At 67.0% G+C, this 26,862-nt stretch carries 34 protein-coding genes; 14 read left to right on the top strand and 20 right to left on the bottom strand.

Annotation, left to right across the window (positions count from 1 at the left end; all coding sequences use genetic code 11):
- Positions 1–32 precede the first annotated feature (32 nt).
- On the top strand, positions 33–323 hold the full coding sequence (locus JAO75_RS09080) for a DUF6522 family protein (RefSeq protein ID WP_199048493.1): 291 nt from the start codon (positions 33–35) through the stop codon (positions 321–323).
- A gap of 40 nt (positions 324–363) precedes the next feature.
- On the opposite strand, the gene JAO75_RS09085 is transcribed toward JAO75_RS09080, so the two are convergent.
- Entirely contained in the window at positions 364–759 is a 396-nt protein-coding gene (locus JAO75_RS09085) for a hypothetical protein (RefSeq protein ID WP_199048495.1), read from the bottom strand.
- A gap of 155 nt (positions 760–914) precedes the next feature.
- Entirely contained in the window at positions 915–2,015 is a 1,101-nt protein-coding gene (nirK, locus tag JAO75_RS09090; RefSeq protein WP_246742431.1) for a copper-containing nitrite reductase, read from the bottom strand.
- A 314-nt stretch (positions 2,016–2,329) separates the two neighbouring features.
- On the opposite strand from nirK, the gene hemN reads away from it, so the two are divergent.
- Positions 2,330–3,682 (top strand): oxygen-independent coproporphyrinogen III oxidase, encoded by a 1,353-nt coding sequence (hemN, locus tag JAO75_RS09095; protein WP_199048499.1) that lies wholly within the window; start codon positions 2,330–2,332, stop codon positions 3,680–3,682.
- A gap of 104 nt (positions 3,683–3,786) precedes the next feature.
- On the opposite strand, the gene JAO75_RS09100 is transcribed toward hemN, so the two are convergent.
- Positions 3,787–4,026 carry a hypothetical protein gene (locus tag JAO75_RS09100; protein ID WP_199048500.1) on the bottom strand — a complete coding sequence of 80 codons (240 nt, stop codon included), beginning with the start codon at positions 4,024–4,026 and terminating at the stop codon, positions 3,787–3,789.
- Positions 4,027–4,059: 33 nt separating this feature from the next.
- Positions 4,060–4,527 carry an RrF2 family transcriptional regulator gene (locus JAO75_RS09105; protein WP_199048501.1) on the bottom strand — a complete coding sequence of 156 codons (468 nt, stop codon included), beginning with the start codon at positions 4,525–4,527 and terminating at the stop codon, positions 4,060–4,062.
- 77 nt (positions 4,528–4,604) lie between these two features.
- Between JAO75_RS09105 and JAO75_RS09110 the strand changes: the two genes are divergently transcribed.
- A complete protein-coding gene (locus JAO75_RS09110) occupies positions 4,605–5,054 on the top strand; it encodes a group III truncated hemoglobin (RefSeq protein ID WP_199048502.1) in 450 nt (149 codons plus the stop codon).
- 21 nt (positions 5,055–5,075) lie between these two features.
- On the opposite strand, the gene JAO75_RS09115 is transcribed toward JAO75_RS09110, so the two are convergent.
- The 6 genes from JAO75_RS09115 to JAO75_RS09140 all read right to left on the bottom strand — a co-directional run bounded on the left by JAO75_RS09115 (position 5,076) and on the right by JAO75_RS09140 (position 10,681).
- Positions 5,076–6,989, bottom strand: coding sequence for a nitric oxide reductase activation protein NorD (locus JAO75_RS09115; protein ID WP_199048503.1), 1,914 nt, complete (start codon positions 6,987–6,989; stop codon positions 5,076–5,078).
- Between the two features lie 14 nt (positions 6,990–7,003).
- Positions 7,004–7,816, bottom strand: a complete 813-nt coding sequence (locus JAO75_RS09120; protein ID WP_199048504.1) for a CbbQ/NirQ/NorQ/GpvN family protein — start codon at positions 7,814–7,816, stop codon at positions 7,004–7,006.
- A gap of 67 nt (positions 7,817–7,883) precedes the next feature.
- On the bottom strand, positions 7,884–9,230 hold the full coding sequence (locus JAO75_RS09125; protein WP_199048505.1) for a nitric-oxide reductase large subunit: 1,347 nt from the start codon (positions 9,228–9,230) through the stop codon (positions 7,884–7,886).
- 16 nt (positions 9,231–9,246) lie between these two features.
- Complete coding sequence (locus tag JAO75_RS09130; RefSeq protein WP_199048506.1) at positions 9,247–9,699, bottom strand: c-type cytochrome; 453 nt, start codon at positions 9,697–9,699, stop codon at positions 9,247–9,249.
- Positions 9,700–9,816: 117 nt separating this feature from the next.
- Complete coding sequence (locus tag JAO75_RS09135) at positions 9,817–10,092, bottom strand: cytochrome C oxidase subunit IV family protein (protein ID WP_199048508.1); 276 nt, start codon at positions 10,090–10,092, stop codon at positions 9,817–9,819.
- 4 nt (positions 10,093–10,096) lie between these two features.
- Positions 10,097–10,681, bottom strand: a complete 585-nt coding sequence (locus tag JAO75_RS09140; RefSeq protein ID WP_199048510.1) for a cytochrome c oxidase subunit 3 family protein — start codon at positions 10,679–10,681, stop codon at positions 10,097–10,099.
- A 137-nt stretch (positions 10,682–10,818) separates the two neighbouring features.
- Here JAO75_RS09140 and JAO75_RS09145 point away from each other — a divergent pair, with 137 nt between their 5' ends.
- On the top strand, positions 10,819–10,974 hold the full coding sequence (locus JAO75_RS09145) for a hypothetical protein (protein ID WP_199048512.1): 156 nt from the start codon (positions 10,819–10,821) through the stop codon (positions 10,972–10,974).
- A gap of 47 nt (positions 10,975–11,021) precedes the next feature.
- Here JAO75_RS09145 and JAO75_RS09150 read toward each other — a convergent pair whose 3' ends face one another.
- Positions 11,022–11,714 (bottom strand): NnrU family protein, encoded by a 693-nt coding sequence (locus JAO75_RS09150; protein WP_199048514.1) that lies wholly within the window; start codon positions 11,712–11,714, stop codon positions 11,022–11,024.
- An 82-nt stretch (positions 11,715–11,796) separates the two neighbouring features.
- Positions 11,797–12,042 carry a DUF2249 domain-containing protein gene (locus JAO75_RS09155; protein WP_199048516.1) on the bottom strand — a complete coding sequence of 82 codons (246 nt, stop codon included), beginning with the start codon at positions 12,040–12,042 and terminating at the stop codon, positions 11,797–11,799.
- Positions 12,043–12,367: 325 nt separating this feature from the next.
- Here JAO75_RS09155 and JAO75_RS09160 point away from each other — a divergent pair, with 325 nt between their 5' ends.
- The 8 genes from JAO75_RS09160 to JAO75_RS09195 all read left to right on the top strand — a co-directional run bounded on the left by JAO75_RS09160 (position 12,368) and on the right by JAO75_RS09195 (position 18,057).
- Complete coding sequence (locus JAO75_RS09160; protein ID WP_199048518.1) at positions 12,368–12,625, top strand: DUF1858 domain-containing protein; 258 nt, start codon at positions 12,368–12,370, stop codon at positions 12,623–12,625.
- 360 nt (positions 12,626–12,985) lie between these two features.
- The gene (locus JAO75_RS09165) at positions 12,986–13,372 is read left to right on the top strand and encodes a DUF6455 family protein (protein WP_199048520.1); all 387 of its coding nucleotides are present in this window, start codon (positions 12,986–12,988) and stop codon (positions 13,370–13,372) included.
- A gap of 19 nt (positions 13,373–13,391) precedes the next feature.
- Positions 13,392–13,754 (top strand): YbaN family protein, encoded by a 363-nt coding sequence (locus JAO75_RS09170; RefSeq protein ID WP_199048522.1) that lies wholly within the window; start codon positions 13,392–13,394, stop codon positions 13,752–13,754.
- 153 nt (positions 13,755–13,907) lie between these two features.
- Positions 13,908–14,366, top strand: coding sequence for a cytochrome c maturation protein CcmE (gene ccmE, locus JAO75_RS09175; RefSeq protein ID WP_199048524.1), 459 nt, complete (start codon positions 13,908–13,910; stop codon positions 14,364–14,366).
- Between the two features lie 55 nt (positions 14,367–14,421).
- Positions 14,422–15,714 (top strand): TCR/Tet family MFS transporter, encoded by a 1,293-nt coding sequence (locus JAO75_RS09180; protein ID WP_246742432.1) that lies wholly within the window; start codon positions 14,422–14,424, stop codon positions 15,712–15,714.
- An 83-nt stretch (positions 15,715–15,797) separates the two neighbouring features.
- Complete coding sequence (locus tag JAO75_RS09185; RefSeq protein WP_199048528.1) at positions 15,798–16,034, top strand: hypothetical protein; 237 nt, start codon at positions 15,798–15,800, stop codon at positions 16,032–16,034.
- Positions 16,035–16,096: 62 nt separating this feature from the next.
- Positions 16,097–17,260, top strand: coding sequence for a cytochrome P450 (locus JAO75_RS09190; protein WP_199048530.1), 1,164 nt, complete (start codon positions 16,097–16,099; stop codon positions 17,258–17,260).
- Positions 17,261–17,328: 68 nt separating this feature from the next.
- Positions 17,329–18,057, top strand: coding sequence for a Crp/Fnr family transcriptional regulator (locus JAO75_RS09195; RefSeq protein WP_199048532.1), 729 nt, complete (start codon positions 17,329–17,331; stop codon positions 18,055–18,057).
- 125 nt (positions 18,058–18,182) lie between these two features.
- Here the strand turns inward: JAO75_RS09195 and JAO75_RS09200 are convergent, their stop codons facing one another.
- Both JAO75_RS09200 and JAO75_RS09205 read right to left on the bottom strand, forming a co-directional pair.
- Positions 18,183–18,413, bottom strand: coding sequence for a hexameric tyrosine-coordinated heme protein (locus JAO75_RS09200; RefSeq protein WP_199048534.1), 231 nt, complete (start codon positions 18,411–18,413; stop codon positions 18,183–18,185).
- A 144-nt stretch (positions 18,414–18,557) separates the two neighbouring features.
- The gene (locus JAO75_RS09205) at positions 18,558–18,977 is read right to left on the bottom strand and encodes a c-type cytochrome (protein WP_199048535.1); all 420 of its coding nucleotides are present in this window, start codon (positions 18,975–18,977) and stop codon (positions 18,558–18,560) included.
- A 250-nt stretch (positions 18,978–19,227) separates the two neighbouring features.
- Here JAO75_RS09205 and ctaD point away from each other — a divergent pair, with 250 nt between their 5' ends.
- Together ctaD and fdxA are read left to right on the top strand one after the other, a co-directional pair.
- Positions 19,228–20,844 (top strand): cytochrome c oxidase subunit I, encoded by a 1,617-nt coding sequence (ctaD, locus tag JAO75_RS09210; protein ID WP_199048536.1) that lies wholly within the window; start codon positions 19,228–19,230, stop codon positions 20,842–20,844.
- Between the two features lie 102 nt (positions 20,845–20,946).
- Entirely contained in the window at positions 20,947–21,285 is a 339-nt protein-coding gene (fdxA, locus tag JAO75_RS09215; protein WP_199048537.1) for a ferredoxin FdxA, read from the top strand.
- Between the two features lie 61 nt (positions 21,286–21,346).
- Here the strand turns inward: fdxA and JAO75_RS09220 are convergent, their stop codons facing one another.
- The 6 genes from JAO75_RS09220 to JAO75_RS09245 all read right to left on the bottom strand — a co-directional run bounded on the left by JAO75_RS09220 (position 21,347) and on the right by JAO75_RS09245 (position 26,859).
- Complete coding sequence (locus JAO75_RS09220) at positions 21,347–22,039, bottom strand: DUF4142 domain-containing protein (protein WP_199048538.1); 693 nt, start codon at positions 22,037–22,039, stop codon at positions 21,347–21,349.
- A 73-nt stretch (positions 22,040–22,112) separates the two neighbouring features.
- Positions 22,113–23,132: an FAD:protein FMN transferase gene (locus JAO75_RS09225; RefSeq protein WP_246742433.1), complete on the bottom strand. Its 1,020-nt coding sequence runs from the start codon at positions 23,130–23,132 to the stop codon at positions 22,113–22,115.
- Positions 23,122–23,721: a nitrous oxide reductase accessory protein NosL gene (locus JAO75_RS09230; RefSeq protein WP_199048539.1), complete on the bottom strand. Its 600-nt coding sequence runs from the start codon at positions 23,719–23,721 to the stop codon at positions 23,122–23,124. The genes JAO75_RS09225 and JAO75_RS09230 overlap by 11 nt, the downstream gene beginning before the upstream one ends.
- The gene (locus JAO75_RS09235; protein ID WP_199048540.1) at positions 23,718–24,548 is read right to left on the bottom strand and encodes an ABC transporter permease; all 831 of its coding nucleotides are present in this window, start codon (positions 24,546–24,548) and stop codon (positions 23,718–23,720) included. The genes JAO75_RS09230 and JAO75_RS09235 overlap by 4 nt, the downstream gene beginning before the upstream one ends.
- The gene (locus JAO75_RS09240; protein WP_199048541.1) at positions 24,545–25,465 is read right to left on the bottom strand and encodes an ABC transporter ATP-binding protein; all 921 of its coding nucleotides are present in this window, start codon (positions 25,463–25,465) and stop codon (positions 24,545–24,547) included. The genes JAO75_RS09235 and JAO75_RS09240 overlap by 4 nt, the downstream gene beginning before the upstream one ends.
- On the bottom strand, positions 25,462–26,859 hold the full coding sequence (locus tag JAO75_RS09245; protein ID WP_199048543.1) for a nitrous oxide reductase family maturation protein NosD: 1,398 nt from the start codon (positions 26,857–26,859) through the stop codon (positions 25,462–25,464). The genes JAO75_RS09240 and JAO75_RS09245 overlap by 4 nt, the downstream gene beginning before the upstream one ends.
- Positions 26,860–26,862: the final 3 nt, after the last annotated feature.

The raw sequence follows: 26,862 nt of genomic DNA on the forward strand, positions 1-26,862 counted from the left end.
TCTGTCCGGCCGCATCACTGAAGGGAGCCCCCATGCCCGAGATCGAGATCCAGGACGGCACGATCCAGGTTGATGCCTCGGTTCTCGGAGAGGGCCTGGGCGTGGAGCCGTCGCACGTGCCGGAGCTGCTCCGCCGCGGGGCGATCACCAGCCGCTGCGAGCGTGGCATCGGCGAGGACGAGGGCCGTTTCCGGCTCACGTTCTTCCATGCCGGTCGGCGGCTGCGCCTTGTCGTCGACGCGGCCGGGCGCATCCTGCAGCGCTCCAGCATCGACTACGGCGACCGGGCGCTGCCGGGAGCCCTGCGCCGGCCGGGCCGGTGAACTCCCTCTGACAGGCATGATCGGCGCCCGGACTTGCGGGTCAGGCCGCTTGGCTGCCACGCAGGTCAAGTCCTCCAGCCCGGACCATGTCCTCGGCGCCGCGCGTTGCCGCCGCCCTGATGTCCTCGAACAGCAGCGCGATCTCTTGGAATACGCTCAGGTCCGTCTCGTCTGTCGAGACGGTGTCGAGCTCACCGACGAGTTCGAGCAACGCCCCAATGCGCTCCGCTTGGTGGCGGGCATCGAGGATCAGGCCGCGGAGCTGGCGCCGGTTCTCCAGGGCCTCGAACCGCTCCAGCGCGGCGTCGAGCTTGCCGCGGCAGCGGCAGTCCAGGTCGAGGGTGTCCATGACGGCGCGCACGCGCGTCAGCAGAGGCGAGGGGGCCGGTGGGGTGGCCGGGCCGGGAGCGGCGACCTCGTGCAGCTCGGGTTTCATCAGCAGTCTCCGTCGGGTTTGAGGTGGTGGCGGTGTTTGCCCTGCGACGCCAGAAAGACAGATGCCGGTCCTGGCTTCGTTGCCCTGGCGCAAAAACACGAGACGCAAAAAGTCCGGGCCAGGCCCGGACTTTTCATCACATCGAATTGCCGCTGTCAGTGACCGCTGGTCGACATGGCCGACTTCTCGGGGTTGTGGTCCTTGAAGATCGTGGGGTTCTCGGGGCCCTCGACCTGCAGGATGCCGGCCAGCCCACGCTCAACCCGGCTCAGGGCATGATCGACCAGAACGTAGTTGCCGGGTACCTCGACCTTGAAGTCCACCACGCTGGCGCCGCCGGGAGGGGTGGTGATCGTCTGGACGTCCTTCAGCGGATCGGTGGTCAGCGACCCCATGTTGTAGGCCTTGTCGAAGATCTCCCCGATCACGTGGAACGAAGAGGTGTAGTTGGGGCCACCGACGCCGAAGTAGACCCGGACCGTCTCGCCGACCTTCGCCTTGAGAGGGTTCTTCTTCAGGGCCTCGGTGCTGCCGTTGAAGATGAAGTACTCGGGACGCTCGCTGATCAGCTTGTCGTAGCTCTCCTCCACGAGTCCCTTCGTGCCGAACGCCTGCTCGGTGTAGATCTCGCCCTGCATGACGTAGAACTCGTGGTCGACCTTCGGCAGGCCGTCCTCCGGCTCCACCAGGATCATCCCGTACATGCCGTTGGCGATGTGCTGGGCCACCATCGGGGTGGCGCAATGGTAGACGTACAGGCCTGGGTTCAGCGCCTTGAATTCGAAGCCGCGGGTCTCGCCGGGCGCCGCCTCGGTGGCCTTCGCGCCGCCGCCGGGGCCGGTGACCGCATGGAAGTCGACGTTGTGCATCACCATGCTGTCGTCATGGTTCTTGAGCTTGACCTCGACGGTGTCGCCCACCCGCACCCGGACGAAGGGACCGGGAACCTTCTTGTTGAAGGTCCAGTAGTGGTAGCTGGTGCCGTCGGCCAGTTCACCCGTCACCTCGACGGTTTCCAGATCGACCTTGACCCGCTGCGGGCCACGCTTGCCGATGGGGCCCGGAAGATCGGTGGGCAGGCGCACCACGCTCACCGGAGCTGCCTCGGTGGCAGCGTGGGCGTGCGTCGTGGCGGCCGCCACCTTGTCGCCTGCGTTGGCTGCGAGCGGGGCGCCGAGCCAGGCTGCGCCGGCAAGGGCTACAACGGCAGCGGTCGCAAGCAGCGGCCGGCGTCCCGGGATCTTCAGGGTCTTCATCATCATCTCCTCTATGGGACCGCCTGGCGGATCGTTCTGGTCCGTCATCGGATGGAGACTTTGTACTCCTCAGCTTCCCAGGCTTATTTGCTGCAGCGCAAATACATTGGCGAATGCGCTCGAAGGCGCGTGATTTTTGCTGAACGTCCTCAAGGATTTGATCCAGATCAAATGATGTATGCACTGCGGTCGGAAAGCCGCCGGATCATATTGAGCAAGCGCAAGGAACCCCGGCGGAAGTTGCCGTACACCCCCTTGCATCAAGGGCGGACAGCCTCCCGGAGGATGGTCCGCCGCATGTACGGGATTGCACCATGAAAGACGACCTGAGAGCGCGCTACGGCGAAGAGCGGCTTCCGCGCTACACAAGCTACCCGACGGCGCCGCAGTTCTCCGACGCCACGGGGCACGAGGCCTATGGGACGTGGCTCGCATCCCTGCCGGCCGAGACGAGCACTTCACTGTACCTTCACGTGCCGTTCTGCCGCTCGATGTGCTGGTACTGCGGCTGCCACACCACCATCACCCAGCGCGATGCGCCGATTGTCGACTACCTTGATGTCCTCCGCCGGGAGATCGGCCTCGTCGCGGAGCGCCTGACCGGACCGCTGCCGGTCCGCCATGTCCATTTCGGTGGCGGGACGCCAACCATCATGGAGCCCTCCGAGCTGCTCGGCCTCATGGCCCTGATGCGGCAGAAATTCTCCCTCAGTGAGGAGACCGAGATTGCAGTCGAGATCGACCCGCGCACCCTGACCAAGACGATGACGAAGACCCTGGGGGAGGCGGGCGTCACCCGGGCCAGCCTCGGCGTGCAGAGCTTCGACCCGGTGGTTCAGAAGGCCATCAACCGCATCCAGAGCTTCGAGCAGACGGCACGGGCCACGAACGGCCTGCGGGAGGCCGGTGTGCATGGGATCAACTTCGACCTGATCTACGGCCTGCCGCACCAGACGGTGGCGTCCTGTGTCGACACCGTGCGCAAGAGCATCGAGCTGCGCCCCGAGCGCTTTTCCGTCTTCGGCTACGCGCACATCCCGACGTTCAAGAAGCATCAGCGCAAGATCGACGAGGCCGCGCTGCCCGACGGCGCCGCCCGCTACGAGCAGGCCGAGGCCATCGCCGAGGCGCTCGATGAAGCCGGTTACCGCCGGATCGGCCTCGACCACTACGCCCTGCCTGAGGACACGATGGTGCAGGCCCAGGTCGACGGCGTCCTGCACCGCAACTTCCAGGGCTACACCACCGACCCCAGCGACGTGCTGATCGGCTTTGGGGCGTCAGCCATCGGACGGCTGACGCAGGGCTATGCCCAGAACGAGGTCGTGCTGGGCCGCTATGCCGAGCGCATCTCGCGCGGCGAACTGGCCACCGCGAAGGGCTATGCCCTCACGGCAGACGACCGCCTGCGGGCCGATCTGATCGAGCGGGTGATGTGCGACTTCAAGGTCGACGTGGCGCAGGTGTGCGGCCGGCACGGCGTGGCGCCTGAGACCATCCTGCAGTCGATCCCGCGGCTGCGGATGCTGGAAGGCGACGGCGTCATCCGGCTCGATGGCAGCGTGCTGTCGGTGAATGACGACACCCGCTTCCTGGTGCGGAGCGTGGCATCCGCGTTCGACGCCTACCTCGGCCAGTCGGGCAGAACCCACAGCCGCGCGGTGTGATGGCATCATGAAGCCCACAGGAACCGAACGTCGGCCCGGCTCCTGTGGGCTTGCTTGTTCCGTTCGTATCGGTGGCGGCCTTCACTTCGCCACCGGTGGGTTCGTCATGCGCAGGACCGCACCTGGTAGACGTCGCCGGTCTTGGCATTCCGCTCCTCGTGAACCGGGCACTCATGCCAGCGGCGGTACTTGGGCGTCTGGCTTGCCTTCACGGGAGGGCAGGAGACCGGAACGGTGACGTATTCGTTGGTCAGGTGGTTGTAGGCATTTCTGTAGATGCACTCGGCGGAGGCCGGCGCTGCCGAGAGCAGGAGCACGGCGGTCAGAATGGCTTTGGTCGTCATGGCTCTTATTTCCTTCCGTTAGATGTGTTGATCTCAGGCAGTGGCGGCAAGGCCGCGGTCGCTTCCCTCGCCGACCCCGAGGCGCTGGCGGAGGGCCATGCGCGGGGCGGCCAAGTCGGCCAGCGTCACCTCGTCGAGCGAGGCGAAGAAGGCCTCCATGGCGCGGCCCATGGTGTGGGTGAGCAGGCAGGCGCCGCTCAGGATGCAGGTGGTCGGTCCGTCGCCCAGACACTCCACCAGAAGGGTGTCGTCCTCCAGGGCGCGAACGACCTCGCCCATGCGGATCGTGGAGGCGGGCCGGGCGAGCTTCAGGCCGCCGGCGCGTCCACGCACGCCCGTGACGTAGCCGAGGCTGACCAGGGTCTGCGCCACCTTCATCAGATGGTTGCGGGACAGCCCGTGACGCCTTGCGAGCTCCTCGATGGTGACGAGGCGCTCTTCGACGACGGCGAGGCTTATCAGCAGGCGCAGCGCAAAGTCGGTGTGGGACGTCAGCCTCATTCGAACTCCTCAAAGATGCATTTAAAGTACATCTTTTTGATCTTAAGCAAAGAGGAATTCAGAAGGCATCTTTTGGCATGAATTCAACGACCGCGATTTCCCTGATCGAGCCGGCAAGGGGCGTGACCGAGGATTTGATCCGGCGCCTGGTCGAGACCTTCTACGGCCGCGTTCTGCAGGACGAGGAGTTGGGACCGATCTTCCGCCGGGCCCTGTCCCATCGCTGGAGCGAGCATCTGGCGATCATGATCGACTTCTGGTCGTCCGTCGCCCTCCGGACAGGGCGGTACCAGGGCAAGCCGCAGGCGGCCCACAGGGGCATGGCCCTGATGGAGGGGCACTTTGAGCGCTGGCTCGCCCTTTTCGAGGCGGCGGCTCGTGAGGTCTGCGAGCCTGATGTTGCGGAGTTCCTCATCGACCGTGCCAGGCGCATCGCCGACAGTCTGCAGATCGGTCTCAACATTGGGCCGAAGGCTTTGCATCTGCCCAGCCGCGCGGCCGGGGACGGCGTTCGCGGCCGAGGCTAGGTTCGCCGGTGCTTCCGCTGTCTATCGAACGAGATGCCGGTAGATCGCCGGAAGGGCGGAAGGGAGTTTCGCCACCTGACCGACGATGGCATAGCCGCCCCGGCCGAAGAGGGTGGGGAAGTAGGACTGCGCCTCACGGTCCACCGTCACGCCGAACACGGTGACGCCGGCGCGGCGCGCCTCCATGACGGCCTTGCGCGTGTCCTCGATGCCGAAGCGGCCCTCATAATAATCGATGTCGTTCGGCTTGCCGTCGGTGAGCACCAGCAGCAGCTTCTGCCGGTTTGGACGCTCCGCGAGTTTCGCCGTGGCGTGGCGGATACCCGCCCCGATGCGGGTGTAGTAGCCGGGCTTCAGCGCCGAGATGCGTCGCACCACGGCTTGGCTCATGGGCTCGTCGAAGTCCTTCACGGTCTCCACCCGCACCCAGGTGCGCCGCCGCGAGGTGAAGGTCAGGATGGAATGCGAGTCGCCGCAGGCGGCCATTCCGTGCGCCAGCACCATGAGCGCCTCCTTCTCCACGTCGAGCACGCGCCTGTTGTCGATCCAGGCATCGGTGGAGAGCGAGACATCGACCAGCAGCGTCACGGCGAGATCATGGGCCTGGCGCTTGCTGGCGAGATGGACCCGATCCGAGCCGCAGCCCCCCGAAAGCAGATCGCTGCGGGCGCGCACGAGTGCATCAATGTCGAGCTCCTCGCCGTCCGGCTGCGCCCGAAGAACCTCGTGCTTCGGCCGCAGCGCCTCGAACTGCCGGCGAACCCGCCGGATCATCCGGCGGGCCTCGTCATCAGCGTCCCAGGCCTCACCCTGTTCGGAGGCAGGGGCTGCCAGCACGCGGCAATGGCTCGGCAGGTAGGCTTTGCGGGTGTAGTCCCACTCCGGATAGGTCAGGTCGGCCGTCAGGCTCGTGGTGTCGACGGCCTCGGGCGGCAGGTCGAGGTCGAACTTGAGCTTCGTGGCGGGCTTGCCCTTGTGCTTGGAGAGCGGAATCTCCTCCATCTCGTCCAGGGCCTTTTCGGCGTTCTCGTCCTCGTCATCGTCGGAGGGCCGGTTGACGTTGACCATCTCCGCCATCGCCAGGATCTTCTCGAACCGGTTGAGGATGAACGGATCGCTGCGCTGGGCCTGATCGGCCTCGCGCCTTGCGGCAAAGCGCTTGCGCGTGTCGGACGCGGCGAGATCGCTCGGGCCGGCGGGCTCGTCGCTGTTGCGGCCCGGCTCACCGCCTTCGCGGGCCCAGGTGTCGCCCCAGAGCGGGACGGGCAGGAAAAGCTGGTAGCCGGCAGGGGCCTGCCGCGGCAGGGCCGCGTCGCCGGCGGCGGTGTTCCAGAGGGCAGGCGGCGATGCATCGGCGGCGCCCAGCAGCGAGAGCACGATCTGCTCGATCCTGCTCTCAGCGGCCGGCAGGGGGCGTTGCGGCCGCGCCTCGCGCATGGCGGTGCAGAGTTCGTTGTACGTTGGCGTCAGTCCGGGGCACTCCGCCAGGACGGCGGCGACCGTCTCCTGCACCCGCCGGAGGACCATAAGGTCCCGGCGCAGCGGATCGGCCTCGGTGATCGGGCTTGTCGGCACATGGGCGAAGTAGGCCGCCAGCCACAGGTACAGTGATCGGTTGAGCACGCTCGACGGAAACAGCTCGATCCTCGGCGGCAGGAACAGGGTGGCCGCGTCCCGTCCCGGCTGCTCCAGCCGCTCCTCGGTGACCCCGAGCCGCTGAAGAAAATTCAGGCGGTGGGACGAGGCGCGGGCGGCAGTGCCCGCGAGCTGTACGCCGGCCTCGCCGCCGAGCCCACGGAAGAAAACGGCGAGGGATCCGCGGACCTCATCGAGGGAGACGCCAAGCTCGGGGTAGCGCGGGTAGGTGACCGCACGGCCGACCAGCCGGTGCCAGAACTGGCCGACGGTTTCTTCGAGCTCCAGAAAGTCGAGCATGGCGTGTCTCCGGATCAGGCGAGCGTCGCGCGGGCGACCTCAATCAGGGCCTTCTTGACGTCGAGTTCGTCGGTCAGCGGCTCGATCATGGTGGCGAGCACGGCTTCTTCCGCCGGGAGGCCTGCCGCAATCAGGGACGCGCAGTAGACCAGCAGGCGTGTGGACACGCCTTCCTCCAGATCCTGACCTTTCAGTGCCCGCAGGCGGCGGGCCAGCAGCAGAAGCGGACGGACACGCTCCGTGGACAGGCTGCTCTCCGCTGCTACGACGGCGATCTCGTGGTCGATGGGCAGGAAGTCGAACTCGATGGCGACGAAGCGCTGACGCGTCGAGGGCTTCAGCGACTTGAGCAGGGTCTGGTAGCCGGGATTGTAGGACACGACCAGCATGAAGGAGTCCGGCGCCTGCAGCTCCTCACCCGTCCGGTCGAGCGGCAGGATGCGGCGGTCGTCGGTGAGCGGATGCAGCACCACGGTGACGTCCTTGCGGGCCTCCACGATCTCGTCAAGATAGCAGATGCCGCCTTCCCGGACGGCGCGGGTCAGAGGGCCGTCCGCCCACACCGTGTCACCGCCCTTGAGAAGGTAGCGGCCGGTGAGGTCGGCGGCCGTGAGATCGTCATGACAGGAGACCGTGTGGAGCGGCAGGCCGAGCCTCGACGCCATGTGGGCGACGAACCGGGTCTTGCCGCAGCCGGTCGGACCTTTGAGGAGCAGGGGCAGGCGCTTGCTCCAGGCGAGCTCGAACAGAGCGCATTCGTTGCCGGCAGGAACGTAATAGGGCAGGTCGAAGGCCGGCTGCGGCACGGCATGAAGAAGCGGCTTCATGGGGAGATTCCTTGAATAGGGGATTCTGGAAACGGGGCGGCTTGCGACAGCCGCCCCGAGGAGACGCTCACTCTGCGGGCTGCAGACTTTGCGTCAGGCGTGGCGCCTTCTCGCGCCCGGGGACGAACACCGCGTAGACGAACATGATCGCCGAGATCAGCACGAACACGCCCGAGCCGAGGCGGATCCAGTAGAACAGGGCGAGCTGGTCCTGGACGTCCATGTACGACTGCCCGAGCACGCGTTGCAGATGGACCTGGATGACGCCCGCGAAGGTGAGGGCGAAGGTCATCACCGACATCGCCGTGCACATGATCCAGAAGCTCACGATGCTGAGCATCTGGTTGTAGGGCTGACGACCCAGGATCTGCGGCATGGCATAAGCCATGAGGGCGAGGTTGAGCATCACGTAGGCGCCGAAGAAGGCGAGGTGCCCATGCGCGGCGGTGACCTGCGTGCCGTGGGTGTAGTAGTTCACCGACGACAGGGTGTGCAGGAAGCCCCAGACCCCCGCGCCGAAGAACGCCATCACGGAGCAGCCGATGGACCACAGCAGCGCTGCCCGGTTCGGGTGCTTGCGGCCGGCCTTCCAGGTCATCTGGAAGGTGAACACCACCATGGTGAAGAACGGTGCGACCTCAAGCGTCGAGAACAGCGAGCCGATCCATTGCCAGTAGCCGGGGGCGCCGATCCAGTAGAAGTGGTGGCCCGTGCCGAGGATGCCGGAGAACAGCGCCATGCCGACGATGACATAGAGCCACTTCTCCACCACCTCGCGGTCGATGCCGTTGAGCTTGATCATCAGGAAGGCGAGCACGGAGGCCATGATCAGCTCCCAGACGCCCTCGACCCAGAGATGCACGATGTACCACCAGTACATCTTGTCGACCGCGAGATTGATCGGGTTGTAAAAGGCGAACAGGAAGAAGATCGCCACGCCCCACAGGCCGAAGAGCAGGATGTTGGTGACGACGGTCTTGCGCCCCTTGAGCGCCGTCATGGTGATGTTGAACAGGAACATCAGGCACACGACGACAATGCCGACCTTGATGATGAAGGGCTGTTCAAGGAACTCACGTCCCTCGTGGATCTTGAACAGGTAGCCAACCACCGCGATACCGGCCGCGCCGAAGAACATCCAGAACTGGATCTTCGCGAGAAGCGGGCTGAAGAGCTCGGTCTCGGTTTCCTCCGGAACCAGGTAGTAGGTTGCGCCCATGAAGCCGATCAGCAGCCAGACGATCAGCGCGTTGGTGTGGATCATCCTGACGACGTTGAAGGGCAGAAGTTCGGAAAGTGTGTTGGGAAGAACATAGATCGTGCCGGCGAGAACACCGAACAGGACCTGGGCGATGAACAGGGCCAGCGCTCCATAGAAATAGAGCAGGGCCACCTTCTGTGTTTGATATTTCATGATGACGATCCTGGTCTCAGCCGGCCTTGTTCGGCGGCCAGTTCTGGGTCTTGATGCGGCTGGTCCATTCCAGGAAGTCCGCGAGATCGTCGAGTTCCTGGTCGGTCAGGTTGAATTGCGGCATCTGGCGGCGGCCTTCGATGCCGGTCGGCTGGGCCGCCATCCAGGCCTTCAGCGTCTCGCGGGCGCCAACCGGGTCTTCCTTGCCGCCATAGCGATCCCAAACATTGCCGAGTTCGGGGGCGAAATAGGCTCCCTCTCCCAGGATCGAATGGCAATTGATGCAGGAGTGCTTCTCCCACACGTGCTTGCCGCGGGCGACGGAGTCGGTCAGCGTGGAGACGTCGGTGGACGTGGTGTTCATGTAGTAGTGGCTATGGGCTGTCAGGCCCACGAAGATGGCGAAGAAGAAGAACGAGCCCCCGTAGAACACGTTTCTTGCCGCCGATTTGGTGAGGGCTTCAGCCATCACGGGTTCCTTTCTTGAAGAGCAGGGAGGCACAGGTGCGGCGTGCGCGCCCATTGGATGACAGGAGCAGCAGCCCTGCTCTTTGCGCTGGAGCAAGCGTTGCGACGAAAGCCCGTCTCAGCCGCGCAGCAGGGGAAGGGCAGCGGTGGCCCACGGAATGACGGTGACCAGCGCCAGCCAGCAGAGAAACAGGGCCCGCCAACCGGCAGGCACGCCGCGCAGCTTGAGGAAGTCCATCAGCATCCAGCGTCCCTTGGCGAAGGCGGCGGCGAGGATCAGCCCGTTGGCCGCCAGTCCCGTCCAGCCGGAACCGCCTGCACCGAGGCTGAGAAGGGTGAGCAGAACAAGGAGCCCCCAGGCGCGGGTGACCTGGCGCGCGGCGGTCTGGGTCATGGCATTATCCAATCAGGTAGACGAGCGGGTACATCACGACCCAGACCAGATCGACCATGTGCCAGAAGGCAGTGCCGGTCTTCAGGTTCTCGATGCTGTCCGAGAGCGCGACGGCGGCCAGGATGACGATGCCGAGCACGACATGGAGGAGGTGGAATCCGGTCAGAAGGAAGTAGAGCGTGAAGAACGTGTCGGTCTCCAGGCCAATGCCTGCCTGGGCCTTCGCGGCGTACTCTGCGACCTTGATGACGATGAAGACGAGCCCCAGCGCCATCGCTCCCCCGAGCTGCAGCCGCGCCGCCCCACGCTGCCCGGTGGACCTGACCTCGACCGCCAGGGCGGCCAGCCAGCCGCTGGTGATCAGGACAAGGGTGTTGATGCCCCCGAGAACCGGGTCGAGCTGCGCTTGGCCCGCCGCGAAGAGATCGGAATGGACGGCCTTTGTGACCGCGAAGGTGAGGAAGAGAAGACCGAAGGTGACGACCTCGGTCAGGATGAGCACCCACATCATCGGGTGCCCGGGCAGGTCCGAGAGGGCGCCCCAGGGGCGGTCTTCCTGCGCAGCGTTCGCCGCTGTTGCCGGATCCATGGCTTTATTCCTTCAGGGCGGGTGGGCCGATGGCGCCTCGTACCGCCCGGTACCGCATTCTTCGTTGCGGTGGCTCAAACAAATCCCGCGCGTTCTCGGCCATAGAGGGACAGCTTTGAACACAGGAGAGCCCTCTGATGGGTGACGCCCAGGTTGGTTTGGTGATGGCGACGCCGTTGATCGTCATCTTCGCCGTCATGCTGTACCGGATGGGGGTGCTGCGCCCGACCGGCACGATCACGGCGGTGACCATGTCGGTCGTGATTGCGGCCGTCCTTTTCCTCACGCAGTAAGATCCTCGGACTGGCCTGCCGGGATCCGCCCCCACCGTCCGGCAGAGCTATCCCAGGGCCGTGAGGCCGGCGAGGGGATCCACGCCGATGAGAAGCGCGTGTCCCTGCAGAACGAACCAGGCGTACAGGGCAGCGGCAATCAGCGCGGGCACGAACAGCGGCCGCAATGAGCGCCACCGGGCCCGTCCCGAGAGGAGCGCTGCGAAGGGAAGGACGGAGGTTCCAACAGCCAGCTCGCGCCAGCGCTCCGGGCCGAGGCGCTTGCAGGCCTTGACGTCAAGCAGGATGAACCCGAGCAGCGAGAACAGGGCCATCGCGCCGAACAGCAGGAGCGCGACCGCGGTTCCGTTCGGTGGGATGTGAGCCGCCGCCCAGAGCAGGAAGGCCCACAGGACCGGGTGCCGTGTGATGGCCGTGATTGGGCCAGGCTCGCTGCCGCCGCGCAGGGAGATCGAGAGCGGATTGGCCGACAGGAGGCCGGCGACGAACAGGAATGCCGCGACCGGCATGACGATGAACGGAACATGCCACTGCCACGGGGCCGGATCCCACAGCCACACGGTGTCGGTGCGTTGGGCGGCCATGATCAGCCAACCGAGCAGGATGAGAGACAGGATCGAATAGACGGTCAGATAGGCTGTCCGGCCCATAAGCAGGATCAGGCGAGCCCGCAGGCCGCGGCTCGCCGGGATCAGATGGGCCGCCAGAAAGGTGGCCAGCGCGACGCAGAACTCGATCATTGGTTGGCCTCCTTGACTGGCGCAGGCCCGCCCGGGAGGTGGAGCCCGATGCGGTCCATATCTGATCCGCCGCCGGGCTCGCTCAGGCGGCGCGGCTTATGCGGACCCGCCAGAGCTCCGGCCCCTCTTCTTGGTAGTCCCAGCCGAACGCGCCCGGACGCTGGACATTGAACTGGTAGAACAGTGGCCTGGGGTCATGGTCGTTGACGAGCAGGAACGCCTCGCCGGGGGCGAGTTGGTCGAAGGTGTTGAAGATCAGGGGATGGCGCATCCGCGGCATGATCTGGCGGACGTCGATGACGGTTTCGGTGACATTGCAATTGCACATCGGACAGCGTTCCTTGGTGCGCGGCCTGGAAGCTTCGGGCCGCGAGTGATGATGGGATCGGGACACCGGACAGGCTGCTCACCGGACCGTCGTCCCCACGGGAAGGCGACCTGACACCGACGCGCACGGCGCCCATCGGCAATCCTCGACCTCCCGTTTCGACGGCGCGACCTTGGCTGGCTGATCCGTCGTCTTCTTTGCCCTGCCTCAAACAAAACACCGATTGGCCGGCCGGCGCGGACCGGTTGTTGTCGCCGCGCAAAGAGCGCCGGCACCGGACCTGCTAACCGTGGGGCCATGCAAGAACGCGACTTTGGAGGCGATCATGCCTGTCGAATCCACCCAGCTCGTTGATGACATCATGCGGCGATGGCCGGCGACCATCCGGGTTTTCCTGAACCACAAGATGCGCTGCGTCGGCTGCCCAATTGCCTGCTTCCACACCGTGGACGACGCGTGCCGCGAGCACGGGGCGGACCGCGAGCGGTTCCTGGCGGACCTGCGGGCCGCCATCGCAGGGCCGCCTGCTTCCGCCAGGGCGGAGCCCGAGCTTGTCGCGGCCCGCTGGCCCGCCGGTCCGTGAGGAACCTGCCGCGCGGCCGAGGGACCGGTGAAGCCGGTCCCTCTGAGCCTCATGGGCGCGCCGGAGTCCTTTGGGCAGGAGGGGACCGCGGACGGCAGGGCCGACAGGTCGATGCGCGGCATGGCCCTCGGATGCTCCGGATGCGCGAAGGCCGGTTACTGCCGCCCGGTCGGGATCAGGAGCCGCTCGCATCCGCTTGCATAGGGCAGGGCGTCCAGGCCGAGGCTTGGTAGGGCTTCAGGACACCGTCCGTGCCTTGCGCAGCGATGATCACAGCGGCAATATCGCCTGCCAATTTGCGCCGGAGCAAAGTCGCGGCGCCAGCCTGTGGCACCATTGTCGAACAGCATGGAGGCTCCCATGGGTTTGATGACCACGATCACGCACTGGCGCTCCGGCCGAAAGGCCGGCCGGGAACTGACCTCTCTCGATGCGGACGGACTTGCGGCGTTGGCCCGGGACGTCGGGCTTTCCCCGGACCAGTTGACCCGCCTGACGGCGCGCGGCGGCAGGGCCGGAGAGGAGCTGCCGCGGCTCCTGGATGCCGTCGGGCTTGCCTCCGAGAGGATCGGGCGCACGCATCCGGACGTCATGCGCGACATGAGCCTCGTCTGCTCCGGCTGCGAGGCCGCCCGGCGCTGCCGGCGCGACCTCGACCGAGGGTGGGCGCCCGTGGTGCAGCGCTACTGCCCCAACACCGAGACGATCAAGGCCCTGCAGGCGGAACGGTGCCACGTCGTCGCCTGATGCAGCCGCTTTAGATCCCATGCGCCGGCTTCATCTTTGTCTCGGCTACGGGAGCGTCACGCTGGCCGTGCTTGGCGTCATCCTACCGCTCCTGCCCACAACGCCGTTCCTGCTGCTCGCGGTGTGGTGCTTTGCCCGCTCCGATCCGGAGCGGGCCGAGCGGCTCTACCGCCACCCAAGGTTCGGATCCCTGCTCCTGAACTGGCGCGACGAGGGGGCCATCTCGCTTTCCGCGAAGGCGGTGGCTGTCGGCGCGCTTGGCCTCTCCTACGCAACGATCCTGTGGTCCACGGACAGCAGGCCTGTGCATCTGATCCTGGCGCTCATCATGGGTGGTGTCGCGCTCTACCTGATCACGCGCCCACGGCCCAGCCGGACATGACGGGTGCGGCCCGAGCCCGTCGGCTGCGGCTGAATGGCATGGCCTCTCCGCCTCCCCAAAGTCTTCGAGGGCAAGGTGCTTGCGCTCGGTCAAATTCAGGTCGGCGCGCCGGTGCTACAGAAGGGCGCGACCGCAAGCCTGGAGACCTGACGCATGACCCGCAAGCAAAGGCGCCTGACCCTGATCGGGACCGGACTGGCCACCATCGCCGCCGCGCTCGGCCTCGTTTCGTTTGCCATGCGCGACACCATCGTGTTCTTCCACACCCCAAGCGAAGTCGAGGCGAAGGGCGTTGCGCCCGGTGTCCGCTTCCGCCTCGGCGGCTTGGTGCAGGAGGCCTCGGTCCAACGGGGCAGGGATCAGGTCATCGCCTTCCGAATCGGGGATGCGAACGGGGCGGTGGGCGTGCAGTATCGGGGCCTCCTGCCCGACCTGTTCCGCGAAGGGCAGGGCGTCGTCGCCGAGGGCATGCTCGATCCGGCCGGCGTGTTCAAGGCCGACACGGTGCTGGCCAAGCACGACGAGAACTACATGCCGCGCGAGGTGGCGGACGCCCTGAAGAGCCAGGGCCGCTGGCAAGGCGAGGATCCGGCCGCGACCGGATCGCCCTAGCGCACCATCTCCCTGTGAACCCGCCGTCCTCGAACACCTGATGAGACATCTGCCCATGCAATCCCGTCGTCCCCGCCGCGCAGCCTTGCCTTTCCTGGTGATCACGGTCGCCCTCGACCTGTTGGCGTTCGGCATCATCATCCCGGTCCTGCCGCGCCTGGTGCAGGACTTCCTTGGGGGCGAGGCCGTCAGCGCGGCGCAGGTCTACGGCCTGTTCGGCCTGACCTGGGCTGTGATGCAGTTCTTCGGCGCCCCTGTTCTGGGCGCGCTGTCCGACGCCGTCGGGCGCCGTCCGGTCATCCTGCTGTCCAACCTGGCGCTCGGCTTCGATTACCTGCTCATGGCCGTCGCTCCCGGCGTGGGCTGGCTCCTGGTCGGACGCGCCGCGGGCGGCCTCGCCTCGTCGAGCTTCACCGCCGCCTTCGCCTATGTGGCCGACATCACCGACGCGGACCGCCGCGCGGCCGGGTTCGGCGTGATCGGCGCGGCGTTCGCCTTCGGCTTCATTGCAGGGCCGGCGCTTGGCGGCATGCTCGGCGCCATCGACCTGCGCCTCCCGTTCTGGGTGGCGGCGGGGCTGTGCCTGGCCAACGCGCTGTACGGCATCTTCGTGCTGCCGGAGTCGCTGCCGCGGGAGCGGCGGACGCCGTTCGCCTGGCGCAAGGCGAACCCCGTGGCCGCCCTGCGGCTGCTGCGGTCGAACACGGAGGTGTTCCGGGTCTCGGCGGTGCTGTTCCTCTCCAACCTGGCGCACGAGGTCTTCCCGGCGGTGTTCGTGCTCTACGCCGGCCACCGCTACGGGTGGGGCCAGGTCACCATCGGCCTTGCCCTGGCCGCCGTGGGTGTCGCCTCGGCCGTGGTGCAGGGCGGGCTCGTGCGCCGTGTCGTGCCGCGGCTGGGCGAGCGGCCGACCATGGTGGCGGGCCTCGCCTGCGGCGCCGCCGGCTCCCTGCTCTTCGGCCTCGCCCCGAGCGGGGGATGGATCTGGCTCGCGATTCCGTTGGCGGCCTTGTGGGGGCTGTTCAGCCCGGCGGCCCAGAGCCTGATGACGCAACGGATCGCGGCGTCGGAGCAGGGGCGGCTGCAGGGTGCGCTCAACAGCCTGCGCGGGGTGAGCGGCCTTATCGGCCCAGTTCTGTTCACCGCGAGCTTCGCCGCGGGCGTGGCCCAACCCGGCCCCTCCATCATCTGGGGCGCCCCGTACTTCGCGGCGGTCGTTCTGCTCCTGCTGGCCCTTGTCGCGCTTGCGCCCGCGGTTCTCGGTAAGGAAGCTGCCGGAGGGAGGGTGGTCCGGCGCCCGGCGCACGGCCTGGGCGACGGGCCGCTGCTCGCCCGGCCCCGCGCATGATCGCGTTTTTGTTTGCTGTGCCGCAAAGCAGGCGTGCCGCCGATGGTGCAACAAGCACGCGTTGCCTGTCCTGGAGCCTGCCGATGCCCGTCCCGTCTGATCGTCCCCTGCTGCGCCCTCTCGGTCAGGGGCTCGCCGTCGCGGCGCTGCTGGCCGGAATGGCCCTGATGGCCTTCGCTGCAGGGCTCGCGCTCCTGGGAGCCATGATCGGGCTGCCGATTGCCGTCGGCCTCATGGCGCTGCGGCAGCGCCTTCGGGGCGGGTCCGAACCTGCGGTGGCCGGCGCCTCGACTCTTGCTCCGCGCCTGACGCCGCGATGACAGCCGCCCGCCTCCGAGCGGGCCAACAGAACCCATACCATCCGTTCCACCAGATCATTCCCATGAGCAACAACCGACAGCCTGACTGGGATCCGCGGTCCCCGGCGGTTTTCGACGACCAGATCGCCGCCTACGACCGCATGCGCGGCCGCTGCCCCGTGGCCCGCAGCGACTATCTGCACTGGTCCGTGTTCCGGCACGCCGACGTGCTGCGGGTGCTGGAGGACCACGGCACCTTCAGCAATGTCGTCTCCCGCCACCCCTCCGTGCCCAACGGCATGGATCCGCCCGAGCACACGGCGTACCGGGCGCTCATCGAGCCGTACTTCGCGCCGGAGCGGGTGCGGGCCTTCCAGCCGGTCTGCCGGGGCGTTGCCGCCGATCTGGTGGGCCAGCTCCCGGCCGGCGGCGGGGTCGAGCTGATGGGCGGCTTCGCCCGAGACTTCGCCCTGCGGATCCAGTGCGCCTTCATGGGCTGGCCGGCGGAGCTGCACGAGCCGCTGCGGCAATGGACCCATCGCAACCAGGAGGCGACGCTCTCCGGCGACCGGGCCGCCACCGCGGCCGTGGCGCTGGAGTTCGACGGCTTTGTCAGGGGCCTGCTGGACGCGCGCCGCAAGGCCGGCAACGCCGCGCCGGACGACGTGACCACCCGCCTGCTCCGCGAGCGGATCGGGGATCGGCCGCTGAGGGACGAGGAGATCGTCAGCATCGTGCGCAACTGGACCGTGGGCGAGCTGGGCACCATCGCGGCGAGCGTCGGGATCCTGGCGCACTACTTGGCCGCCCATCCCGACCTGCAGCGGCGCATCCGGGAAGACCCCTCGCTGCTGCCTGCCGCCATCGACGAGATCCTGCGCATCCATGCCCCCCTGATAGCCAACCGCCGGATGACGACGCGGGCGGTGGAGATCGGCGGCCGTCGGCTGGAGGCAGGGGCGCGCATCAGCCTGATCTGGGCCTCGGCCAACCGCGACGAGGCCGTCTTCGGCGATCCGGACGAATTCCGGCTTGACCGGGATTCGGCGCACAACCTTCTCTACGGCGCCGGCATCCATGTCTGCCCGGGAGCGGAGCTGGCCCGGCTGGAGCTGCGCGTCGTGATGGAGGAGCTCCTGGCCCGCACGCGTGCGTTCGCGCTCATGCCGGACAAGCCTCCGGTACGGGCGACGTACCCGGCGGGAGGATTCACCTCGTTGGCTTTGTGGGTTGAACGATGCTCCTGACTGAACGGCCCGGGCCCGCGCGTTGGTCCAGCGATGAACCAACAGATGCCGGAGACCGGGACGAGCCCATGCGTGATGGTGTGGAGACCATAGGCCTTCTGGCCGGGCTTGCGCCGGAGATTGCCGCCGACCTGCTGCGGCAGGCGCAGCGGCGGACGGTGCATGCCGACGAGGTGCTCTTCACGGCCGGGCAGCCCGCCCGCTCGGTGCATGTGCTCGCCTCCGGCGCCGCCAAGCTGATGCAGACCACACCCAAGGGGGCTCGGGTCATCGTCAAGTATGTCCGGCCCGGCGAGGTCTTCGGCAGCCCCGCCCTGCTGGACAGGTTCTATCCCGTGGATGCCGTGGCGGTCATGGACGGCGTGGAGCTGCAATGGCCCTCGGAGCTGCTCAGGACCTTCATCGACCGGCAGCCGCGCGTGGCGTTCAATGTCATCCACGATCTGGAGACACGCCTGCGCGAGATGGAGGACCGGCTGCGGGACCTCTCGAACGAGCCGGTCGAGCACCGTCTGGCGCGCGCGATCCTCAAGCTCGTCGACACCTTCGGCCGTCAGACCGACGATGGTGTCGAGATCCCGTTCCCGGTTGGCCGCCAGGACCTGGCCGACCTCATCGGCAGCACCCTGCCCACCGTGAGCCGGACGCTGCGCGCCTGGGAGACGCAGCGGCAGATCCGGCGCTCCCGGCGCCGGCTGGTCATCGCCGATGTCGAGGCCGTGGCGCGGGTGCTATACCAGGACACCGCGCCGGAGCCGAAGCCCCGGCGAAGCCACCGGCGGGCCGCGCGGCGCTAGTGTCCCTGCCCCTTCCAACGGTCAGCAGGCGAGCTTCACCTTCTCGCCCATGCGGGCCGAGCGGCTGTTGACGCCGCCTGCGCGGAGAGTGTGTCGCCAAAGGCCGCAACGGATGTCGCTGCCCGTCACGACCGCCAATGGTTGTTCGCCGCCGCTATCGTCTGGAAGTGGATGGCGATGACCTGCGAGATGGCGATGAGCTGGGCGGAATCCTGCTCATAGGCCGCCCGCAGCTTGTCGCGCACCTGATCGGAGGGTTGGGTCAGCTTGACACCCATCCGTGAGAGCCTGACGGCGAGGTCGAACCCCTCCTGGGGTGTCGCTGTCACCAGCGAAGGAAGCCAAGAATCGGACATCGATGTCTCTCCTGGAGCCTGTGGAACGCAACCGGGATGGTTGCGCTTGGCGGATCGGTGGAGGTGCATGAAGGAACCCGGCGGCAGGAACGGGTATGGTTCGCTCCCGTCCGCCTGCGGCCTCCATGCCTGCCGCTGGGGAGCTTACCGGGCCGCGAGCTGCTGAGGGTTCACAAGCTCCGCGGACTTCTGCCCCGCGGCATCGAACTGCTTGAGGTACGCGATCAGGTCGGCGATGCGCTTCTCGTCCTTCAGGCCGGCATAGACCATCTTGGTGCCGGGCACCTTGGCCTTGGGATCCTTGATGTACTCGGAGAAGGTCGCCTCGTCCCAGGTCAGGCCGGAGTTCTTGTTGGCCGGCGAGTAGTTGTAGCCCTCCACCGTGCCGGCCTTGCGGCCGATGAGCCCGTTCAGGTGCGGACCGACGGCATTCTTGGCCGTGGGGCCGATCTGGTGGCAGGCGCGGCATTGGGCGAACACCTTTTCGCCGTTGGCGGCATCCTGGGCCTGGGCGGCCGCGGGGCTGAGCGCCAGGACAACAGGCACGAGAAGGGCGAGACGCATCATAGACTCCCTAATGGTTCGTCGGAACGTCGAAGGCATAATAGGACGGAGGTCCGGCAGTTCCAGGCTGGCCAAGGCATTTCATGGCCAGACGGCCTACGCATTTTACCTGGGTTGCGCTCTGGAACGCCCACCCTAACCTCGACAGCCTGCCGGTTTTGCCGGCGCGAACGGACAAGGCGGCGCCCCAGCCCGAGGGCAACAGGCGAAGCGTCGGAATGCAGTCTCAGGGGGCGTCAGGAGCACCATCATGGCTCACACGGCGCATGCCGGCACAGCCGACCACGGCGACTATCCCACCTTCTGGCGGCGGTGGTTCTATTCCACGAACCACAAGGACATCGGCTCGCTCTACCTCATCTTCGGCTTCGTGGCCGGCATCACCGGCGGGCTGCTGTCCATCGGCATGCGCCTGGAGCTTCAGGAGCCCGGCCTGCAATGGTTCGCCAACCCGCAGGCCTACAACGTCTTCGTGACCGGCCACGGCCTCATCATGGTGTTCTTCGTGATCATGCCGGTTCTGATCGGCGGCTTCGGCAACTGGTTCGTGCCGCTGATGATCGGCGCGCCGGACATGGCCTTCCCGCGGATGAACAACATCTCCTTCTGGCTGCTCGTGGCCGCCTTCTGCCTGATGATCCTGTCCCTGTTCTCCGAGGGCGCTCCGGGCTCGCTAGGCTTCGGCGGCGGCTGGACCGCCTATCCGCCGCTCTCCACCATCGGTCATCCCGGGCCGGCCTTTGATTTCGCGATCTTCGCGCTGCACCTGTCCGGCGCCTCCTCGATCCTGGGTGCGATCAACTTCATCACCACGATCCTGAACATGCGCGCTCCGGGCATGACGCTGCACAAGATGCCGCTCTTCGCCTGGGGCATGCTGGTGACCGCTTTTCTTCTTTTGATCACCCTTCCCGTACTCGCGGGCGCGATCACGATGCTGCTGACCGACCGCAACTTCGGCACGACCTTCTTCGATCCGTCGGGCGGCGGCGATCCGGTGCTCTACCAGCACCTGTTCTGGTTCTTCGGCCATCCCGAAGTGTACATCATGATCCTGCCGGCCTTCGGCATCATCAGCCACATCGTCTCGACGTTCTCCAGGAAGCCGATCTTTGGCTATCTCGGCATGGCCTACGCCATGGCGGCCATCGGGGTGGTCGGCAGCGTGGTGTGGGCGCACCACATGTACACGGTGGGCCTGTCGCTGCAGACCCAGGCCTATTTCGTGTTCGCCACGATGGTGATCGCGGTGCCCACGGGCATCAAGATCTTCTCGTGGATCGCCACCATGTGGGGCGGCTCCATCCGCTTCACCGCGGCGATGTACTGGGCCATCGGGTTCATCTTCGTGTTCACGGTCGGCGGCGTCACCGGCGTCGTGCTGGCGAACGCCCCCGTCGACCGCTACATGCACGACACCTACTATGTGGTGGCGCACTTCCACTACGTGCTGTCTCTCGGCGCCGTGTACGGGATCTTTGCCGGCGTCTACTACTGGTTCCCGAAGATCACCGGCTACATGTTCTCGGAGCGCATCGGCAAGCTGCACTTTTGGGTCGCCTTCATCGGCTCCAACCTGCTGTTCTTCCCGCAGCATTTCCTCGGCCTGTCCGGCATGCCGCGCCGCTATGCGGATTATCCGGATGCCTTCGCGGGCTGGAACATGGTGTCCTCCATCGGGGCATACATTTTCTTCGTCGGCCTGTTCGTCTTCATGTACGGTGTTGTCGACGCGTTCCGGCGCAAGGAGCGCGCGGCTGACAGTCCCTGGGGCGTGGGGGCGACGACGCTGGAATGGACGCTGTCCTCGCCGCCGCCGTTCCACCAGTTCAACACCCTGCCGCGCATCGTCGAGACGGGCCACTAGGCATCGGCATTGCCTGCCGGACTGCCATCGCCGGGACATCCGGGGGAGAACCGAAGCGCCTTCGGCCCGTTCTCCCCGGGTGTCCCTGACGAAAGGCCTGTGATGACGCATGTGGTGTTGGAGAACTGCATCCGGTGCAAATACACGGATTGCGTGGAGGTCTGCCCGGTCGACTGCTTTTACGAGGGCGAGACCATGCTGGCGATCCACCCGGACGAGTGCATCGATTGCGGCGTCTGCGTGCCGGAGTGCCCGGCCGAAGCCATCGTGCCGGACTCGGAACCCTTCGACCCGGTCTGGCTCGACATCAACCGGCAGTACGCCTCGCAGTGGCCCAACATCACCCAGAAGAAAACCCCGGCGGTCGATGCCGATGCCATGAACGGGGCGCCGGGCAAATACGGGCAGTTCTTCAGCCCTGAGCCGGGCACCGGCGACTAGGCGGGCGTGGGGCGGACGGCCGGTGACCCGGACCGCCCGCCACCGCCGTTTCTTCCATGTGTCAATCGGACTTCTTCTTCGGGTCCGTCACCGTGCCGGTCGACGTGGGCTGCCCGCCCGAAGCGTTGCTCGCGCTCTGGAGGATACTCTGGGCCTCCGAGAGCTGGGATTTCATCTCCGGCACGGCCGAACTCGCCAATTCCTGGAATTGTCCCTGCTGGCCGAGCTTCTCCAGGTCGCTGATCGCCTGCGGGTAGGACTGCACGACCCACTGCGCGACGTTCATGCCGAACTGGGTCTCGTCGGCATCCCGCGCCAGGCTGTCGAACGTCCCGCGCTCCTTCTCCGGCATCTGCACGTTGCCCAGCTCCGGAGCGGCGGCGGTCAAGGCGCGATTGATCCGGCTGTTGGTGAGCAGCATCTTGTCGCCGAGTTCGTGGACAGCGCCGCTCGTGTGCCGCTTCGAGGCGAGGTTGCCGTATTGCTGGGCCGTGATCGTGTTCCTGGCGAGACTCTCGGCGGTTGGCTTCAGGTCGGCCGGCAGGGGTGTGGACGCATTGACCTGGGGCGCATGCACCGTGCCGCCGTGGCTCTCAGGGCGGCCGCCGTCCTTGTGCGGGTCCGCCATCGGGCTGCTCGTCGGGTTCTGCTCGGCCCGGGAGGGGGTCGTGGAGCGGGACTGGTCCTGCTGGGCCGCTGCGGGGAGGGCCACGAGCAGGGCACAGAGTGCGGTGGCCGTGAGGTGTGCCTTCATCGTCAAATCTCCTGCCGGTTGGGATGGGAGGTCAATGATCCGCGTCCGGCACGGTTCCTCTGCCGCGACAGGCTCAGACCTGGAGCATGATGGTTTCTCCTGATGCCGTGAGCAGATGGACCTGCCCTTCGCCAAGCCGCTGAACAGCCTGCCCGATGTCCCCGGGCGGCAGCAGGCTGAACGCGGTCGACAACGCGTCGGCGGCCATCGCGGACGGCATCACGACGGTGACGCTGCGATACAGCCCGGCGGACGCGCCCGTGCGCGGATCGAGCAGGTGGTTAAAGCGGCCTTCGGGCTCGAAGCGGAAGCCGTAGCCGCCGGACGTGGCGACGGCTTGGTCGACCAGATCCAATGTCTCGCCAATCCTCTCGGGATGGTCCGGATCGGCAAGGCCGACGCGCCAGGGTTCGCCGGAGGGACGGGGGCCGATAGCCCGCAACTCGCCCATGTCGACGAGGCTGCTGGCGATGCCGCCCGCGCGCAGGATATCGACGACCCGGTCGGTCGCGTAGCCCTGGGCGATGCCGTTCAGGGTCAGCCCCATGCCGCGCCGTGGCAGGACGATGCGGTCCGCGTCAAACGCGACCTGGCCGAAACCCACCCGCGCCAGAGCGGCCTGGAGTGCGGTTTCGGGCGGTCCCTGCGGGTCGGCGCCGGGCTGGGAGAAGTGGTCGCGGTAGAGGATCCACAGGGCCTGCACCGTCGGGTCGAAGGCGCCCCCGGTCAGCTCCCAGCAGCGGCGGCACTCCGACAGGAGCTCCACGAGTGCGGCGGGCGGCGCGATCAGGAAGCCTTGGCGGTTCAGGGTGGAGAGGGCCGAGTCGTCCCGGTGGAGGCTGAACACGGCCTCCAGACGGCGGACTTCCGCAAGCGCGCGTTCGACCAGCCGCTCGGCGGCGGCACGGTCATGGTGATGCACCTGCAAGGTCGCCACCGCGCCCATCGCCTGGCCTTGCCAGGTCACAAGGTGGGCCTCGGCCCTGGGCGCATGTCCGAACGGCACAAGCCCGAGGCCCGCCGCGGCCGCGGTGACCCCGATGAAGCGCCGGCGCGAGAGGAGGGGGGACATGAAGGACTCCCTAGTGGGCATGACCGTCTCTCGGCGCGGGAGGGGCCGCATGGCCATCATGCTGTCCGCCGGCGCCGTGCCCCTCCTCAACCGAACCCGTGGCCTCCGTGGTGGCGCCGAGGACATAGTCTTTCGGCACGTCCGCGAACGCCATCACGCGCCCGCCATTCTCCGAGGCAAATTTTTCGGCAGCGCTCTTGTCGGAGAACGGCACCGCCTCATCGGCGCCCATGCCGCCCTTCATGCGGCTGCCGATGACGAAGAACGCCTGTTTCGCATCAACCCAGTTTGCTTCCCCGGGCTTGTCCCAGCTCGGAGCCTTGGCCATGTCGGAGACGTAGATCGCGCTAATGTCCTTGGGCTCCTCCGGCAGCATGGTGAAGGAGATCGCGTCCCGCGCCGACGAGAACCACACCGGCTCCTTGCGGCTCGCCAGGATGATCTGTCCTTTCGGTCCCGTATGCTCCAGCACGTTCATCCCGCAGTAGTGACCGACGGCGGTGGCCGTCAGCTGCTGCGGGGGCGGCGGGGCCTCGGCGGTCTTCTGATCGTTGCAGCCGGCCAGGGCCAGCGCACCCGCGAAGGCGGCGAGGAGGACGGTCTTTCTCATAGTTCTCTCCTGGAGAAGGCCAGCGTCGCGAGCCCGAGCGGGACGAGGGCCCAGGCGGCGAGAGCGGCAAGGAGGACGGACGGGTTCAAGGTGGCGTTCTGCGCCACCCCGGCCATGCCGGAGAACGCGCTGACGCCGGCAGAGCCCGTCAGGTTGAACAGGCGGTAGGCGTCGGCCGGGTTGAGCAGGAGCAGGGCGTTGAGGAACCCGCCGGAGAGCGTCTGGCCTTGGTCCACCACGAGCAGCCCGAGCAGGGCCATGTCGTAGATCAGCACGAACAGCAGCCAGATGCCGATGGCGATGCCGCCCGCCGTGCCCCGCTCCCGCACCAGCGCGCTCACCAGGTAGCCTACGGCGATGAACGCGGCGCCGAGCAGGATCGAGGAACCGATCATGGACCCGAAGGCCGTCCAGCTCTGGGCGTCGATCTCCGCGCCCGTCACGGCCAATGCACCCGCGGCGGCGCCGTACCCCAGCAGGGTCGCAAAGGCCAGGATCGACAGGTGGCCCACGAACTTGCCGAGCAGCACCTGCCAGCGCGCCACGGGGTAGCTGAGAAGCAGCAGCATGGTGCCGCGTTCCATCTCTCCCACGATGGCATCGTGGGAGATGAGGAGCGCGATCAGCGGCACGAGGAAGATCGTGAGGCTGGACAGGCTGACGATCACCACGTCGAGCGCCCTCACGCCCACGGTACCCGTGGGGGCGCTGCCGAGGAAGGTGAGCGAAAGCGCCAGGCCCGCCAGCAGCAGGGTCGTGGCGAGCACCCAGCGGTTGCGCAGCCCCTCCTGGATCTCCTTGCGCGCGACGATCAGGATGTTTCTCATCGCGCGGCCTCCTGCGTGAGAAGGAAGTGGGCATAAAGCTCATCGAGGGTCGGCGGGATTACGTCGAGATCCTCGACCGGCGCACCTTCGTCGGTGGCGCGGCGCAGCACCTCGATCTTCCTGTCTGGCGCGGCGTCGATCTCGACCATTTGGCCGTTGATGCGGCGCCAGCCATCGACAGGGCCGAGCCAGTTCGGCACGTTGGCCAGCCCCGTACCGGTGACCTTGAGGCGGATTCGTGTCGGCAGGCGCGCGATGCGGCGCAACTCGTCGAGGGTGCCGTCGGCGACCTTGATCCCGCGGTTCATGATGATGACGCGCCCGGCACGCTCCTCCAGCTCCGTCAGGGCGTGCGACGACAGCAGGACGGTGGCCCCGCGTCCGCGCAGCTCCTCCACGATCTCGTAGAAGCTCTGGCGCAGGGCAGGATCGAGGCCGGTGGTCGGCTCGTCAAGCAGGAGCACCCGCGGCTCACCCAGCAGCGCCTGGGCCAGCCCGAGCCGCTGGCGCATACCCTTGGAATAGGTGCCGACCCGGCGGCCTGCCGCATGGGTGAGGCCGACGCGGTCGAGGAGCGGTGCGACCGATTTGGCGGGCTCACGCTTCAGGCGAGCATAGAAGGCCAGCGTCTCGGAGCCCGTCAGGGCTGCATTGAAGGAGACGTTCTCGGGCAGGTAACCCAGCCTGCGGCGGGCTTCGAATTGCCCAGCGACGGGATCGTCACCGAGCACGGAGATGCTGCCGCTGGTCGGCTTGATCAACCCCAGCATCAGCTTCATCAGCGTGGTCTTGCCGGCGCCGTTGTGGCCGACGAGCGCCACCGTCTCGCCCTCGGGCAGGCTGAACGAGACGTCGCGCACGGCCTCGACCTTGCCGAAGCGCTTGACGACGTCGCGGATCTCCACCGTTCCGGTCATGGCCGGCCTCCTTCCGCAACCGTCTTCGGGCGCACCGGCGGCGCCATGAGCGGCTTGCTGTCGACCACGCCGCCCGGCAGGAGGGCAGGGAACTGGGCCTGAGCCCAGCGGATCACCTGCACGGCGGGGCTGTTCATCAGCACCTTCGCCTGCGGCGCGGTCCAGAGCACCTTGTCGACGAGGTCGTTGGGGCGGTAGGCGCTGTCGCCCAGCCCGTCGCCGTTGAGGTCGAAGGCCGGGTTGTCCGACCAGTAGTTGCCGCGACCGTCCTTGGACCAGTCGAGGTAGCGCGTGCTGACGTATTTCACCTGGTTGCGGTTCCTGATGAAGGCATTGCCGACCATCTCGTTGCGCTCGGAGCCGGCCGTGAAGTGAATACCGATCTCACAGCCCTCGAACCAGTTGTCGCGGAACCTGTTCTGGTTGGCGTTGTAGATGAACACGCACTTCGTCGGCCCGGGGCGGGCGTCGGCACCCTGTGTCAGTTCGGCAGCGTCCGATGCCGGAAGACCATGCTCCTTGTCGTCCTTGCCGCGCGTACCGGCGTTGGTCCAGCGCTCGGCGGGCTGGAGGCGTCCAAGCACGGTGTTGCCGCTGATCTGGGATCCGTTCGCGTAGTTGAACAGGAAGCCGTGATCGCGGTCGCCGTCCGAGACATTGCCCGTGATCTTCAGGCGGCTGGAGAACATCATCGCGAAGCCAACGGCGTTATTGACCGACACGTTGTCCGTGATCTCGCTGTCATTGGTGTACATGTAGTGGATGGCGAAGCGCAGATCGCGGAAGCGGTTGCCCGAGAACACGTTGCGCTTGCTGGTGATCACGTAGATGCCGTCGCGCCCGAAGCGCACGTCGTTGTCGAGCACCTTGGCGCCAGTGGCGTTCCAGACCGAGATGCCGTTCCCGGCCTCGTTGAGGCGGCCCTCCTCGATGCCGATGATCGTGTTGCCGCGCGCGATGGAATTCTCGGCCCCGTGAAGGTAGATGCCGTAGAGATTGCCCTCGATCTGGTTGCCCTCGACAACGGCGCCCGCGGCCGTCTTCTCGACGAAGACCCCCGCGTCCATTTTCTCCAGGTCCGTGCCCGAGCCGCGGATGGTCAGCCCGCGCACGACAGCACCCGGGGCCGAGACCGTGACGACGCTCCCCCGGCCCGGTCCGGTCAGGACGGCGCCCGCCTCGCCTTCAACGGTCAGCCGGCGGGTGATCCGGACCGGGCCGCGGTGCTCGCCGCGCTTCAGGACGATCACGTCGCCCTCGGCGGCGAGATCGATGACGTCCTGGACCGCATCGCCCGTCGCGACGGCGATGCGTTCAGCCCGGGCGGGCAGGGCGAGGCCGGCGGCGAAGATCGCCGCCAGCCCCATTCGTATCATGGTACGAAGTCCCATCATGTC

This window comes from Microvirga splendida (assembly GCF_016427565.1).
GTDB lineage: Bacteria > Pseudomonadota > Alphaproteobacteria > Rhizobiales > Beijerinckiaceae > Microvirga > Microvirga splendida.